This window comes from Pseudomonas sp. Q2-TVG4-2 (assembly GCF_013620795.1).
Lineage (GTDB): Bacteria > Pseudomonadota > Gammaproteobacteria > Pseudomonadales > Pseudomonadaceae > Stutzerimonas.
Genome location: NZ_LGLW01000003.1, coordinates 151,978 through 165,520, shown reverse-complemented (window position 1 = coordinate 165,520; position 13,543 = coordinate 151,978). Strand labels below are relative to the sequence as shown.

At 61.2% G+C, this 13,543-nt stretch carries 13 protein-coding genes; 7 read left to right on the top strand and 6 right to left on the bottom strand.

Annotated features, from left to right (window positions below; translation table 11 throughout):
* Positions 1 to 7 precede the first annotated feature (7 nt).
* Positions 8 to 1,309: a phosphate regulon sensor histidine kinase PhoR gene (gene phoR, locus H3028_RS07150; protein ID WP_181296347.1), complete on the top strand. Its 1,302-nt coding sequence runs from the start codon at positions 8 to 10 to the stop codon at positions 1,307 to 1,309.
* Between the two features lie 98 nt (positions 1,310 to 1,407).
* Complete coding sequence (locus tag H3028_RS07145) at positions 1,408 to 2,748, top strand: hemolysin family protein (protein WP_181296346.1); 1,341 nt, start codon at positions 1,408 to 1,410, stop codon at positions 2,746 to 2,748.
* Between the two features lie 95 nt (positions 2,749 to 2,843).
* Here the strand turns inward: H3028_RS07145 and H3028_RS07140 are convergent, their stop codons facing one another.
* Both H3028_RS07140 and H3028_RS07135 read right to left on the bottom strand, forming a co-directional pair.
* Positions 2,844 to 3,740: a peptidoglycan DD-metalloendopeptidase family protein gene (locus tag H3028_RS07140; RefSeq protein WP_181296535.1), complete on the bottom strand. Its 897-nt coding sequence runs from the start codon at positions 3,738 to 3,740 to the stop codon at positions 2,844 to 2,846.
* Between the two features lie 163 nt (positions 3,741 to 3,903).
* Complete coding sequence (locus H3028_RS07135; RefSeq protein ID WP_181296345.1) at positions 3,904 to 4,818, bottom strand: response regulator; 915 nt, start codon at positions 4,816 to 4,818, stop codon at positions 3,904 to 3,906.
* A 695-nt stretch (positions 4,819 to 5,513) separates the two neighbouring features.
* On the opposite strand from H3028_RS07135, the gene H3028_RS07130 reads away from it, so the two are divergent.
* The 5 genes from H3028_RS07130 to H3028_RS07110 are packed head-to-tail and all read left to right on the top strand — an operon-like array spanning position 5,514 to position 10,112.
* A complete protein-coding gene (locus H3028_RS07130) occupies positions 5,514 to 6,722 on the top strand; it encodes an ABC transporter substrate-binding protein (protein WP_168422363.1) in 1,209 nt (402 codons plus the stop codon).
* A 14-nt stretch (positions 6,723 to 6,736) separates the two neighbouring features.
* Positions 6,737 to 7,537 (top strand): ABC transporter ATP-binding protein, encoded by an 801-nt coding sequence (locus H3028_RS07125; RefSeq protein ID WP_181296344.1) that lies wholly within the window; start codon positions 6,737 to 6,739, stop codon positions 7,535 to 7,537.
* On the top strand, positions 7,530 to 8,240 hold the full coding sequence (locus tag H3028_RS07120) for an ABC transporter ATP-binding protein (RefSeq protein ID WP_181296343.1): 711 nt from the start codon (positions 7,530 to 7,532) through the stop codon (positions 8,238 to 8,240). The genes H3028_RS07125 and H3028_RS07120 overlap by 8 nt, the downstream gene beginning before the upstream one ends.
* Positions 8,240 to 9,127, top strand: a complete 888-nt coding sequence (locus H3028_RS07115) for a branched-chain amino acid ABC transporter permease (RefSeq protein ID WP_168422366.1) — start codon at positions 8,240 to 8,242, stop codon at positions 9,125 to 9,127. The genes H3028_RS07120 and H3028_RS07115 overlap by 1 nt, the downstream gene beginning before the upstream one ends.
* Before the next feature lies 1 nt (position 9,128).
* The gene (locus H3028_RS07110) at positions 9,129 to 10,112 is read left to right on the top strand and encodes a branched-chain amino acid ABC transporter permease (RefSeq protein WP_181296342.1); all 984 of its coding nucleotides are present in this window, start codon (positions 9,129 to 9,131) and stop codon (positions 10,110 to 10,112) included.
* Positions 10,113 to 10,118: 6 nt separating this feature from the next.
* On the opposite strand, the gene H3028_RS07105 is transcribed toward H3028_RS07110, so the two are convergent.
* From H3028_RS07105 to H3028_RS07090, 4 genes are all read right to left on the bottom strand, one after another.
* Positions 10,119 to 10,892, bottom strand: a complete 774-nt coding sequence (locus H3028_RS07105; RefSeq protein ID WP_181296341.1) for a ParA family protein — start codon at positions 10,890 to 10,892, stop codon at positions 10,119 to 10,121.
* 92 nt (positions 10,893 to 10,984) lie between these two features.
* Positions 10,985 to 11,779, bottom strand: coding sequence for a thymidylate synthase (locus tag H3028_RS07100; protein ID WP_181296340.1), 795 nt, complete (start codon positions 11,777 to 11,779; stop codon positions 10,985 to 10,987).
* Positions 11,780 to 11,887: 108 nt separating this feature from the next.
* On the bottom strand, positions 11,888 to 12,688 hold the full coding sequence (lgt, locus tag H3028_RS07095; RefSeq protein WP_181296339.1) for a prolipoprotein diacylglyceryl transferase: 801 nt from the start codon (positions 12,686 to 12,688) through the stop codon (positions 11,888 to 11,890).
* 10 nt (positions 12,689 to 12,698) lie between these two features.
* The gene (locus H3028_RS07090) at positions 12,699 to 13,481 is read right to left on the bottom strand and encodes a sulfite exporter TauE/SafE family protein (RefSeq protein ID WP_181296338.1); all 783 of its coding nucleotides are present in this window, start codon (positions 13,479 to 13,481) and stop codon (positions 12,699 to 12,701) included.
* Between the last annotated feature and the right edge of the window lie 62 nt (positions 13,482 to 13,543).

Below are 13,543 nucleotides of genomic sequence, written 5' to 3'. Positions count from 1 at the left end.
GTTAGCGGTGAACCAAAACTGGCAAGGCGCGCTGGTGCGCCAGCTGCTTCTGCTGTTGGGCGGCTGCCTGCTGATCGGCCTGATCACTGGCGAGTACGCCTGGGCCCTGGTCGTGGGTTTGATTGGCTATCTCGGATGGACGCTGCAGCAAATGCGGCGCTTGCTGCAGTGGCTCAAGCGCAACACACCGGACGACGCTCCGCCGGACAGCAATGGGCTGTGGGGCGATATCTTCGACAACCTCTATCAGATGCAACGCCGAGACATTCGCCTGCGCGGTCAGCTGCAATCGGTGATCGACCGCGTTCAGGGCTCTACTACGGCACTGAAAGATGCGGTAGTCATGCTCGACAGCGATGGCAATCTGGAATGGTGGAACCCCGCCGCAGAGCGCCTGCTGGGCCTGAAGAAGCCGCAGGATACCGGGCACCCGGTCGGCAATCTGATACGCCACCCGAGCTTCAAGGAATACTTCGACAGCGGTCGTCATGAAGAGCCCCTGGTGCTTGCTTCACCGGTCAACGAGCGCCTCTGGCTGCAGTTCACCATCACCCACTATGGCAACAGTGAGCATCTGATGGTTGTGCGCGACATCTCCCGCCTTCACCTGCTGGAGCAGATGCGCAAGGACTTCGTTGCCAATGTTTCACATGAGCTGCGCACGCCGCTGACTGTGATTTCCGGCTATCTGGAAACCATGCTCGAACACACCGATGAAATGCCGCCGCGCTGGCCGCGGGCACTGAATCAGATGAATGAGCAGGCCGGACGCATGCAGCATTTGCTCAACGATCTGTTGCTGCTGGCCAAGCTGGAAGCCACCAACCCACCAGCCAACGCTCAACCGGTGGCCGTCGCCACCCTGCTGCAATCGATCAGGAGCGACGCCCAGGCGTTGTCGGCCGATCGCAACCATGACATCAGTCTCGAAGCCGACCCCACCCTGCTACTCAAGGGAAGCGAGGCCGAGCTACGCAGCGCCTTCTCCAACCTGGTGTTCAATGCGGTGAAGTACACCCCGGCCGGAGGCGAGGTTCGGATCCGCTGGTGGTGCAGCGAGCATGGCGCGCACCTGGCCGTGGAGGACTCGGGGATCGGCATCGAATCCAAGCACTTGCCGCGCCTGACCGAACGCTTCTATCGGGTCGACTCGAGCCGCGCCAGCAACACCGGCGGCACCGGACTGGGCCTGGCAATCGTCAAGCATGTGCTGCTTCGCCATCAGGGGCGTCTGGACGTGAACAGCACGCCGGGCAAAGGCAGCATCTTCACTTGCCATTTCCCGCTGTCTCAGGCCACCACGCAGTGAGCGCCTGCCCTGGCCGCTGATCGACGCCGTCATCGGCGTCTTGAATTTACCAGGGGTCGGCCCCATTCTTGTGCCGTCATCAACCACCCGAAACCTTCATGGACCCCTCCCCTAGTTACGCTGCAACCTCCTACTTTGCCGATTTCGGCCTGATTCTATTTGCCCTGCTCCTGGTTCTGCTGAACGGCTTTTTCGTTGCGGCTGAATTCGCCATGGTCAAGCTACGCGCAACCAAAGTCGAAGCCATCGCCAAGCAACACGGCTGGCGAGGGCACATCCTGCGCAAGGTGCACTCGCAACTGGATGCCTACCTGTCCGCCTGTCAGCTAGGTATCACCCTGGCGTCCCTGGGCCTCGGCTGGGTCGGTGAACCGGCCTTTGCCCACCTGCTCGAGCCACTGCTGGCCGCCGTTGGCGTGCAATCGCAGGCCGTGGTGCACGGTATCGCTTTCTTCACCGCGTTCTTCATCATTTCCTACCTGCACATCGTGGTTGGCGAGCTGGCGCCGAAATCCTGGGCGATCCGCAAGCCCGAGCTATTGTCGCTGTGGACAGCCGCACCGCTGTACCTGTTCTACTGGGCCATGTACCCAGCAATCTACCTGCTCAATGCAAGCGCCAACGCAATCCTGCGCGTCGCCGGCCAGGGCGAGCCGGGGGGTCACCATGAACATCATTACAGCCGCGAGGAGCTGAAGCTGATCCTGCACTCCAACCGTGCGCTGGATCCGGCCAATCAGGACATCAAGGTGCTGGCCTCCGCCGTGGAGATGAGCGAACTGGAAGTCGCCGATTGGGCCAACTCGCGCGAAGATCTTCTGCAGCTGGAACATGACGCATCGTTGGCCGATATCCTCGACCTGATCCGCCGTCACAAGTACAGCCGCTACCCGGTGTTCGATACCGCGCAGGGCGAGTACATCGGCCTGCTGCATATCAAGGATTTGCTACTGGCCCTTGCCAGCGACGAACAGCTGGCGCAGCACTTCGACCTCACCGCCCTGCTGCGGCCGCTGGAAAGAGTGCCCCGGCACCTGCCGCTGAATGCCCTACTGGATCAATTCCGCCAGGGTGGCGCGCATTTCGTGCTGGTGGAGGAAGGCGACCACAAGGTGGTGGGCTTCCTGACCATGGAAGATGTGCTCGAGGTGCTGGTCGGCGACATCCAGGACGAGCACCGCAAGACCGAGCGCGGCATCCTCGCCTACCAGCCAGGCAAGCTGCTGGTACGCGGCGATACGCCGCTTTTCAAGGTGGAACGGCTGCTGAATGTCGATCTCGACCACGTCGAGGCGGATACCCTCGCCGGCCTGATCTACGAAACCCTGAAGCGGGTTCCAGAGGAAAACGAAGTACTGTTCGTCGATGATCTGCAGATTGTCATTAAGAAAATGCGCGGCCCGAAGATCGTACTGGCCAAGGTGCTGAAGCAGGACTAGCTGCAAGCTGATCAGCCAAGTGGCCGATGAATCTCGGACGGGCATTAGCGCTTTGCTTTTTGCCTCTATTTGCCGCTTATGGCTTGAAGCTAGCTTCAGTCCCCGCCAACAGCAAAGTTCGGCAGGCTGTTGACCGGCTGGGAAAAGTCGAAGGGAATCGACTCGAGGGCTAGGCCAACGTTGCGCTGTACTACGAAATGCAGATGCGGGCCGGTGCTGTTGCCGGTATTGCCGGAGCGTGCGATGAGCGCCCCGGTATCGATTCGCTGACCCTCGCGAACATTCACCGAACCCTTCATCAGGTGCAGATAGACGCCCATGGTGCCGTCATCGTGCATGATTCGCACAAAATTGCCGGAGGGATTGTTGCCGCGCCCGCTCTGGCTGTTCTCTATCCGCACCACCATTCCGCCGCGCGCCGCGACGATCGGCGTACCTTCGGGCATGGCGATATCGGCGGCGTAGCGACCTTTGGCCGTGAAGTGACTGTACTTGCCATTGGCGCCTTGAGTCAGCCGGAACGGACCGCCTCGCCAGGGCAGCGGGTAGCGGTAGGGTTTCGGCAGCAGGCGCGGATCGCCCAGCGCATGGCGCAGCTTAGGCGTGTATCTCAGCGGCTTGCTCGGATCAAGCGGCGCCAGGGTCGCCAGGCGGATCTGACTGCGCGGCGGCAACACCCAACGAATCGGCTTGTCCGGTGCACCGACGGCATTTTCGACACCGCTCAACTGAAGCTCGATATCCACCGGCGCGAACAGATCGTTGCGCACCAGCAAGGTCTCGCCTGCCGCGTGCTTGCGGGTTTCGAGCTTCACCTGGGTGTCTAGCTTCTCGACCATACGGTCATTGAAAGTAAACACGCGCGCGCCCGGTGCGGCTTGGTCGCTGTAGGTGACCACGCCGTTGGCGTCGGTGTACTTGTAGATGGTCAGGGCCGAGGCCGGCGAGGCCAGCCAGAACAGCCCGAGACAGAGAACGATGCGCCCCAACATAACGGCAGACTTCACGGTGGTTATGTATTCAGAGGCCAGCAGCCTAGCAGCGCAACGGGGCATGCGCGAGCCACCGACTGTCGGCCTGTGAAATCGTTCCCTTCGGCGCTCTGCTTTTCGGCTGATCGGCGCTCTAGGCGGCTCACTTGAATTGCCGTCTCGGTCAGGCACCCGGTACGAAATGCCGCTGCGCGGTGCCGCGGGCAATCAACCGCGACAAGTAATCGAGTTTCTGAGGATCGCGGTCGACGAAACGGAAGGTCAGCTGCAGCCACTCGCTATCCGGTTTCGGCTCCAATGCCGCAACGGCGTGCAGATAGCCATTGAGACGGGCCACCTCGCCGGCCTCACCCTGCTCCAGATCGAGCACGGCGCTTTCCAGCACCTGCGGCAGGTTCTCGCCGCGTTTCACCACCAACAGGCCTTCCTTGAGGCTCAGCCCCTTGATTACACAGGCGAGCGTGCCCGACGCCAGACGTAGCTGGCCCTGGCCACGGCCATTCTTTGGCGCGGCGGGTCTGGCCGCTCCCGGCTGCAACAGCGGCGAGGCGAAAGCCGCTGCCGGGGAGCTGACCGGTGCCGCGGCCGCAGGCTTGGCCGCCGCTGCCCGGCCACCGGTCAGCGCAGAGAGCGAGTCATTAGCCATCCCGGTGCTGGTAGGCCGTACCGGGGCACTGGCGGCCAGTGCGTCGAGCTTGCCCGCGCGGCCCAGCGCCTTGCGCACCTTGGTGGTCAACTGCTCGTTGGAAAACGGCTTGCCGATGAAATCGGACACGCCGGATTGAATCGCCTGCACCACGTTTTCCTTGTCGCCACGACTGGTGACCATGATGAACGGCGTGGTTTTCAGCGCGTCCTGGGCGCGGCACCAGGTGAGCAGTTCGAGCCCGGACATCTCGGGCATTTCCCAGTCGCAGAGAATCAGGTCGAAGCGTTCGCGATCTAGCATCTGCTGGGCCTTGCGACCGTTCACCGCTTCCTCGATGCGGATACCGGGAAAATGGCTGCGCAACCCTTTCTTAACGAGATCCCGGATGAACGGCGCGTCATCCACTACCAGCACACTGACCTTGCTCATCAATCGCTCCTGCCTGAATAGCCGCCAGCATAGCGGTAGCCGCCGATTGAACAAAGCACAGCCGACCAACGTGGCACTTTGACTCCTCCGGCTAGACGGCCGTCATTTGCCTGGCAGTCTCGCCCGCAAACGACGTTCGACTGGCTTCGAGTTCCGCTCTACGGCAAGCACCGCCACAGTTGGAATGCCCGAGCCTAAACAGCAGGGTGCGTTCTGTTCGGGCGGACTCATCACAGCAGCAACGCTACGCCTGTTTTTTTTAGCGCCCGCTCAATCTTGACGGGCGCGTCAAGCTCGCCTGCTGCGCCGAATGGGCAAACAGAAACTGGAACGTTATCCCCGAGCGGCCAGTTGCGTCTGGCCGATCCCCTGCTACGTTTAGTTCTAACAATAACTAGAAGAGTCGTATGCCAGGCCGAATGAACATAGCCCCAGCGTCCAGCGACTATCCGTGCCCCGACACGACGACTGATTCCTTCTTCCGGCGCAATTCCCATTGCTGCCGTCCCCAAGACTTTTTTCTAAGACACATATCGCCGATTGCGTCCGCATTCGTTACCGCAGCGCCTGTCGGCGCCCGATCGCTGCGAGGGCTGGTCTCACCTGCCCTCTACCCCGTTACCCACCGAACCGTCCAGTCGTGGTTGCCCCTATGGGCCGCCCTGGAAGCGGTCAACCCTGCAAGGAGATAGGCGATGAAGCTTCTGGCAATTACAACGGCAGTACTGAGCGCAGCAGCCGCGATTCCCGCGTCTGCTGCGGAAATATCCGATGGCAAAGTGAAAATCGGCATCCTCAACGATCAATCCGGTGTCTACGCCGACTTCGGTGGCAAATGGTCCTATGAGGCGGCGAAGATGGCGGCCGAGGACTTCGGCGGCAAGGTTCAGGGCGCCCCCATCGAGATCGTGACTGCCGACCATCAGAACAAGCCGGATATCGCCTCCAACATCGCTCGCCAGTGGTACGACCGCGAGCAGGTCGACTCCATCATGGAACTGACCACGTCATCCGTGGCGCTCGCGGTGCAAGGCATCTCCAAGGAGAAGAAGAAAATCGATCTGGTCACCGGCGCCGCCACGGTGGAGCTGACCGGGAAGCAGTGCTCGCCCTACGGCTTCCACTGGGCATATGACACCCACGCGTTGGCGGTCGGTACTGGCGGTGCGCTGGTGTCGCAGGGCGGCGACAGCTGGTACTTTCTCACCGCCGACTATGCCTTCGGTTACTCGCTGGAAGAACAGACCAGCGAATTCGTCAAAGCCAAGGGCGGCGAGATCAAGGGCGCCGTGCGGCACCCATTGGCGACCAACGACTACTCCTCGTTCCTCTTGCAAGCGCAATCCTCCGGCGCCGAAGTCATCGGCCTGGCCAACGCAGGGATGGATACCGCCAATGCCATCAAGCAAGCCGCGGAGTTCGGCATCGTTGCCAGCGGTCAACGTCTGGCGGCGCTGCTCTTCACCCTCTCGGAAGTGCATGGTCTCGGCCTTGAAGCCGCGCAAGGGCTGACCCTAACCGAGAGCTTCTACTGGGACCGCGACGATCAGTCCCGCGAATTCGGCAAACGCTTCTTCGAGCGCACCGGACGGATGCCGAACATGGTCCACGCGGGGACCTATTCGGGCGTGATGCAGTACCTCAAGGCGATCGACAAGGTCGGCACCGATGAAACCGAAGCGGTTGCCAAGGCGATGCACGAGATGCCAGTGAACGATCTCTTCGCCCGCAATGGCAAGGTCGGCGCCAACGGCCGCCTGATCAGCGACGTCTACCTGATGGAAGTGAAAAAACCCGACGAAAGCAAGGAGCCTTGGGATTACTACAAGGTCCTCGCCACGGTGCCGGGCGATGAGGCCTATATCAAGCCCGCCGAGAGCGGCTGCGACCTGGCCAAGCAATAAGCATGATGGCCAGCATGGGTGTCACAACCGGGGAAGCCGCGGCCTCTCCGGACGCTGATGGGCAGCCGCGCGTCGTGCTGTCGGCGCGCGGGCTGCGCCGAGATTTCGGCGGATTCGTGGCGGTGAACAACGTCGATCTGGACGTGCATCATGCCCGCGTCCATGCGCTGATCGGGCCCAACGGCGCGGGCAAGACGACGGTGTTCAATCTCCTGACCAAGTTTCTGCAACCTTCGAGCGGCAGCATCAGGCTGCTTGACCAGGACATCACCCGCACCGACCCGGCCAAGGTGGCCCGCATGGGCCTGGTGCGGTCATTCCAAATATCCGCGGTATTTCCGCATCTAAGCGTGTTGGAGAATGTTCGCGTGGCGCTGCAGCGGCCCGGCGGACTGGCCACACAATTCTGGCTACCGCTGCGCTCATTGAACAAGCTGAACGATCGTGCCATGGCCCTGATCGAATCGGTCGGCCTGCAGGATGACTACAACAGCCCGGCCGCAGACCTTTCCTACGGCCGCAAGCGGGTGCTGGAGATCGCCACCACCCTGGCGCTGGAGCCCAAGGTACTGCTGCTCGATGAGCCGATGGCTGGGATGGGCCACGAAGATGTGCGCATCGTCTCGGATCTGATCCGCGAAGTTGCCCGCAGTCGAGCGGTGCTGATGGTCGAGCACAACCTGAAGGTCGTCGCCGATCTCTGCCATCAGGTGACCGTCCTGCAACGCGGAGAAATCCTCACCTCCGGTGATTACCGCAGTGTGAGCCAGGACGCACGCGTGCGCGAAGCCTATATGGGGACGGAAGATGAATGACGCGACCCCGCTGTTGAGTGTTCGCGAGCTTAATGCCTGGTATGGCGAAAGCCACGCCTTGCATGGCATCGACCTGGACGTCCATCAAGGCGAGACCGTGACGTTGCTCGGCCGCAACGGCGTAGGCAAGACCACGGCACTGCGCTCGATCATGGGCATCATCCGCAAGCGAACCGGAACCATCCAGTTCGATGGCCACGACATGATGCGCGTGCCACTGCATCGAGCCGCCCATACAGGGATGGGCTTCGTGCCGGAGGAGCGCGGCATCTTTGCCACCCTGACGGTGGACGAGAACCTTAATCTGCCGCCGATCATCGCCAAGGGCGGCATGTCCACGAGCGAGATCTACGATTTGTTCCCAAACCTCAAGGAGCGCCGCAACAGCGCCGGAACCAAGCTTTCGGGCGGCGAGCAGCAGATGCTGGCGATCGCACGGATACTGCGTACCGGGACGAAACTGTTGCTGCTGGACGAGCCCACCGAGGGCCTGGCGCCAGTGATCGTCCAGCGCATCGGAGACGTGCTGCAGTCGCTCAAGCAGCGCGGCATGACCATCCTGCTAGTGGAGCAGAACTTTCGCTTCGCCAGCAAGGTCGCGGATCGTTTCTACTTGGTTGACCACGGGCGGATCGTGGATAACTTCCATGTCAGCGAGCTGCCGGATCGCATGACGATACTCAACGAAACTCTGGGGGTCTGATGACGGAGATCTTCGGCGTACCTATCCAGGCGTTTCTCGGGCAGCTACTGATCGGTCTGATCAATGGCTCCTTCTACGCCATGCTCAGTCTCGGTCTGGCGATCATTTTCGGCCTGATCAAAGTGATCAACTTCGCCCATGGCGCGCAGTACATGATGGGCGCCTTCGCCGGTTATCTGCTGCTGGCGGTCCTGGGCATCGGCTACTGGCCGGCGCTGATTCTGGCACCGCTGATTGTCGGTCTGGTCGGCGCGGTGGTGGAGCGGCTTGCGCTATCACGGCTGTACAACCTCGATCACCTTTATGGCCTGTTGTTCACCTTCGGCCTGGCGCTCGCGCTGGAAGGCGCCTTTCGCTACTTCTACGGCTCGTCCGGCCAACCCTATGCGGTGCCGAGCCTGCTGTCGGGCGGCTACAACCTCGGATTCATGTTCCTGCCCAAGTACCGGGCCTGGGTCGTGCTGGCGTCGCTATTGATCTGTTTCAGCACCTGGCTGCTGATCGAGAAGACCAAACTCGGCTCCTACCTGCGGGCCGCCACCGAGAATCCCACATTGGTACGCACTTTCGGCATCAACGTGCCCTTGTTGCTGACCTTTACCTACGGGCTGGGCGCCGGTCTGGCGGGACTCGCCGGGATTCTCGCAGCGCCGATCTATCAGGTCAGCCCGTTAATGGGCTCGAACCTCATCATCGTCGTGTTCGCCGTGGTGGTGGTGGGCGGCATGGGCTCGATCTTGGGAGCAGTCATCACGGGCTACATGCTCGGAATCCTCGAAGGGCTGACCAAGGTGTTCTACCCCGAGGCATCCAATATCGTGATCTTCGTGGTCATGGCGATTGTGCTGCTCGTGCGCCCTGCGGGCTTGATGGGAAGGGATGGCTGACATGCAGCAAACGACCGCAATATCCGCAGCAAAGCGAAAGCGCTGGAATGTCGAGACGATCCTGATCCTCATCGGTGTCGTCGGGCTGGTCCTGGCGCCCCTGCATTTCTACCCCGTGTTCCTGATGAAGGTGATGTGCTTCGCACTGTTCGCCTGCGCCTTCAATCTGCTCCTGGGCTATACCGGCATTCTGTCGTTCGGCCACGCGGCGTTCTTCGGCGGCGCCGCCTATTTCACCGCCCATGCGGTCAAGGAGTGGGGGCTGACGCCGGAGTTGGGCGTTCTGGTCGGCGTGGTAGGCGCCGCGTTCCTCGGGTTGGTGATCGGTTTTCTGGCGATCCGAAGGCAAGGCATCTATTCGACGATGATTACCTTGGCGTTGTCGCAGATGTTCTTCTTCTTTTGTCTGCAAGCCCCTTTCACGCACGGTGAAGACGGCATCCAGGGCATTCCGCGCGGCCACCTGTTCGGCCTGATCGATCTGAAAGAGCCGCTGAACATGTATTTCTTCGTGCTGACGGTGTTCCTGCTCGGCATGTTGGCGATCTGGCGAATCATCAACTCGCCCTACGGCATGATCCTCAAGTCGATCCGCGAGAACGAGAGCCGGGCGATCTCCCTCGGCTATTCCGTGTCCCGCTACAAGCTGGGCGCCTTCGTCATGTCGGCAGCCCTGGCTGGCCTGGCAGGCGGTCTGAAGGCACTGGTGTTCCAGTTCGCCACGCTCACCGACGTGAGCTGGCAAATGTCCGGCGAAGTGGTGCTGATGACGCTGCTGGGCGGGATCGGCACGCTGGTGGGCCCGGTATTCGGCGCGGCGCTGGTGACCACGCTGGGCAACTACTTTGCGACCTCGGCGCTGCCGGTAACGCTGGTGACCGGGATCATCTTCATGGTCTGCGTGCTGATCTTCCGCCGCGGCATCGTCGGCGAACTTTATGCATCACGCCTGGGGCGCAAGATCGAACGTTCGCGCGCGGAGTAATCCGATTCAGGCCAAGCCTTCGAGATGGTCATGCAGCGCGACGAATTGTTGCGTCAGCTTGTGCCTCGGGTCGAAATGAATCAGCGGCATGCAGACCTGATGCGACTCGCGCATCCGCACCGAACTCATCAGGTGTACCGGCAACACAGGCAGCCCCTCGGCCAGCAGCTCGTCGATCATCTGCTGCGGTAGCGCCGCCCTCGGCTGGAACTGGTTGACTACGATGCCTTCGACTTCCAGCCCATCGTTGTGGTCTTCCTGCAACTCCTCGATCTCTTCCAGCAGGCTGTACAGCGCCTGGCGGGAAAAGCTGTCGCAGTCGAACGGAATCAGGCAGCGGTCCGCCGCAATCAATGCAGAGACGGTAAAGAAATTAAGCGCCGGCGGCGTGTCCAGATAGATCCGCTCGTATTCTTCAGAGAGGCTTTCCAGCAATTTTCGCAGCTTGTTGATCTTGTGCCTGGCTTCGAGCTTGGGTTGCAGATCGGCCAACTCGGCGGTGGCGCTGATCAGGTACAGGTTTTCGAAGCGCGTTTCGGTGATCGGTGGCCGCGCCTTCTTGCCCGCCGCACCGCCGGCCAGCACCTGCTTGAAAAAATCGGCGATACCGGTGGGCAGGTCATCGCCCGTGAGACCGGTGAGGTAATGGCTGGAATTGGCCTGCGCATCGAGGTCGACCAACAGTGTCCGGTAGCCCTGTGCCGCACTCACCGCGGCGAGGTTACAGGCGATGCTGGACTTGCCGACCCCACCCTTCTGATTGAACACAACCCTGCGCATGTCACAGCCCTCAAAAATCCCTGGGCGGTCGAGTCTATACGGCAAATATGACTATCAGGCGATGCACAGGAAAAAAACGACCAACGCTCCACTCAGACGGCGACGGATGCCTTGATGTGCGGGTGCGCTTCATACCCCACCAGTTCGAAATCCTCGAAGCGGAAGGCGAACAGATCCTTCACAGCGGGATTGAGCTTCATCGTCGGCAGTGGCAGCGGCTCGCGGGTCAGCTGCAAGTCGGCCTGTTCCAGATGGTTGGCATACAGGTGGCAATCGCCGCCACTCCAGATGAACTCGCCCGGTTGCAGATCGCAGACCTGCGCGACCATCAACGTCAACAATGCATAGCTGGCGATGTTGAAAGGCACACCGAGGAAAATGTCGGCTGAACGCTGGTACAGCTGGCAGCTGAGCTTGCCGTCGGCAACGTAGAATTGGAACAGCGCGTGGCACGGCGGCAGCGCCATCTGGTCCACCAGGGCGGGGTTCCACGCCGACACGATCAGCCGGCGAGAGTCCGGATTGGTCTTGATCATCTCGATCAGCTTGGCGATCTGGTCGACCGACTCACCGTTCGGTGCCGGCCAGTTGCGCCACTGATAGCCGTAGACCGGCCCGAGCTCGCCGTTCTCGTCGGCCCACTCGTCCCAGATGCGCACGCCGTTTTCCTGCAGATAGCGGACGTTGGTATCGCCCTGCAGGAACCACAGCAGCTCGTGAATGATGGATTTCAGATGACACTTTTTGGTGGTCACCAGCGGGAAACCATCAGCCAGGTCGAAGCGCATCTGATGGCCGAACACACTGTAGGTGCCGGTGCCAGTGCGGTCGCTTTTGAAGGTGCCGTTCTCGCGCACATGGCGCATCAGGTCGAGATACTGTTTCATCGATGGGCTCGAAGCGGGCGCCGAGGCGCGGTGAAAAGAAACCTGCGAATAGTAAGAGCCGGCGCCCGACTTGTCTCGCGCTTGGCGACGAAGCCGGGCGGTTTCAACTCAGACAGCGGCCTTGGCAGGTTCACGATGGTAGGCCCAAGCCATCATCCCAACACCGAGCAACACCATGGGTACGCTCAGCACCTGACCCATGGTCAGCCAGTCGAAGGCCAGATAACCAAGCTGGGCATCCGGGACGCGGACGAACTCGACGATGAAACGGAAGATGCCGTAGCAGACCGCGAACAGCCCGGATACCGCCATAGTCGGCCGCGGCTTGCTCGAATAGAGCCAGAGAATGATGAACAGCGCCACGCCTTCCAGCGCGAACTGGTAGAGCTGCGAGGGATGGCGCGCCAGTTGCTGTGGATCAGTGGGAAACACCATGGCCCAAGGCACGTCCGTCGCCTTACCCCACAGCTCGGCATTGATGAAGTTGCCGATGCGCCCGGCACCCAGGCCGATGGGCACGAGGGGCGCGATGAAGTCCATCAGCTCGAAGAATTTCTTGCCGTTGCGCCGCGCAAAGATCCAGCTGCATAGCAGCACGCCGATGAGGCCGCCGTGGAACGACATGCCGCCCTTCCACACTTGAAAAATCAGGGTCGGGTCGTTGAGGTAGGACGCCAGATCGTAGAACAGCACGTAACCCAACCGCCCACCGATGATCACGCCCATGGCGACCCAGAACACCAGATCGGAGAGTTTGTCCTTGTCCCAGCTCGGATCGAAGCGGTGCAGCCGGCGCATTGCCAGCAGCCAGGCGCCGCCGATGCCGATCAGATACATCAGGCCGTACCAGTGAATTTGCAACGGGCCTAGCGAAACGGCCACAGGGTCTATCTGCGGATAAGGCAGCATCCAGGTTTCCTCAGATCAAGAAATTGATACCCACGCTGAGCAGCAACAGCGCAAACAGGCGCCGGAGCATCAGCGCCGATAATCGATGTGCCAGCTGTGCGCCGATACGCGCGAAGAACATGCTGGTGATGGCGATGCCGAGCAACGCCGGCAAGTAAACAAATCCCAGGCTCCATTCCGGCAGATGCACATCCTGCCAGCCAACCACCGCGAAACTCAACGCGCCGACAATGGCGATTGGCAAACCACAGGCGGCGGATGTCGCGACCGCTTGCTGAATGGGCACGCTGCGCCAGCTGAGAAAGGGTACCGTCAGGGAACCACCACCGATCCCGAAGATCGCCGATGCCCAGCCCACCACCACACCCGCCAGCGTGAGCCCGGGCTTACCGGGCACGCGGCGGCTGGCCTTGGGCTGAAGCGAAAAGGCCATCTGAATCGCCATGGCGATGGCGAACACGCCGATGATCTTCTGCAACATAGGCCCTTGGATCGCCGCCGCGGTGACGCTGCCCAAGACCGCCCCGAGCAGAATGCCGATGGTCATCCACAGCACCACCGGCCATTGCACGGCGCCCTTGTGGTGATGGGCTCTGATCGAGTTCAGTGAGGTGAAAATGATCGTCGCCAGCGACGTGCCGACCGCCATGTGGGTCAACACCAGCGGATCGAAACCCTGCATCGTGAAGCTGAAGACCAGCACCGGAACAATGACCATTCCTCCGCCGACACCGAACAGCCCCGCCAACACGCCAGCAACCCCACCGAGCAGCAGGTAAAGCGCGAACTCCATCGGACCACCCTGAAAAACAAAGCAGCATGGTAGCCGAAAAGCGGGAACAGGTTGCCGAGTCG

Excerpts from the sequence above, each read along its gene's own strand:
- H3028_RS07145 (WP_181296346.1), top strand. The coding sequence starts at position 1,408 with ATGGACCCCTCCCCTAGTTACGCTGCAACCTCCTACTTTGCCGATTTC.
- H3028_RS07140 (WP_181296535.1), bottom strand. The coding sequence starts at position 3,740 with ATGTTGGGGCGCATCGTTCTCTGTCTCGGGCTGTTCTGGCTGGCCTCG.
- H3028_RS07135 (WP_181296345.1), bottom strand. The coding sequence starts at position 4,818 with ATGAGCAAGGTCAGTGTGCTGGTAGTGGATGACGCGCCGTTCATCCGG.
- H3028_RS07130 (WP_168422363.1), top strand. The coding sequence starts at position 5,514 with ATGAAGCTTCTGGCAATTACAACGGCAGTACTGAGCGCAGCAGCCGCG.
- H3028_RS07125 (WP_181296344.1), top strand. The coding sequence starts at position 6,737 with ATGGGTGTCACAACCGGGGAAGCCGCGGCCTCTCCGGACGCTGATGGG.
- H3028_RS07120 (WP_181296343.1), top strand. The coding sequence starts at position 7,530 with ATGAATGACGCGACCCCGCTGTTGAGTGTTCGCGAGCTTAATGCCTGG.
- H3028_RS07115 (WP_168422366.1), top strand. The coding sequence starts at position 8,240 with ATGACGGAGATCTTCGGCGTACCTATCCAGGCGTTTCTCGGGCAGCTA.
- H3028_RS07110 (WP_181296342.1), top strand. The coding sequence starts at position 9,129 with ATGCAGCAAACGACCGCAATATCCGCAGCAAAGCGAAAGCGCTGGAAT.
- H3028_RS07105 (WP_181296341.1), bottom strand. The coding sequence starts at position 10,892 with ATGCGCAGGGTTGTGTTCAATCAGAAGGGTGGGGTCGGCAAGTCCAGC.
- H3028_RS07100 (WP_181296340.1), bottom strand. The coding sequence starts at position 11,779 with ATGAAACAGTATCTCGACCTGATGCGCCATGTGCGCGAGAACGGCACC.
- lgt (WP_181296339.1), bottom strand. The coding sequence starts at position 12,688 with ATGCTGCCTTATCCGCAGATAGACCCTGTGGCCGTTTCGCTAGGCCCG.
- H3028_RS07090 (WP_181296338.1), bottom strand. The coding sequence starts at position 13,481 with ATGGAGTTCGCGCTTTACCTGCTGCTCGGTGGGGTTGCTGGCGTGTTG.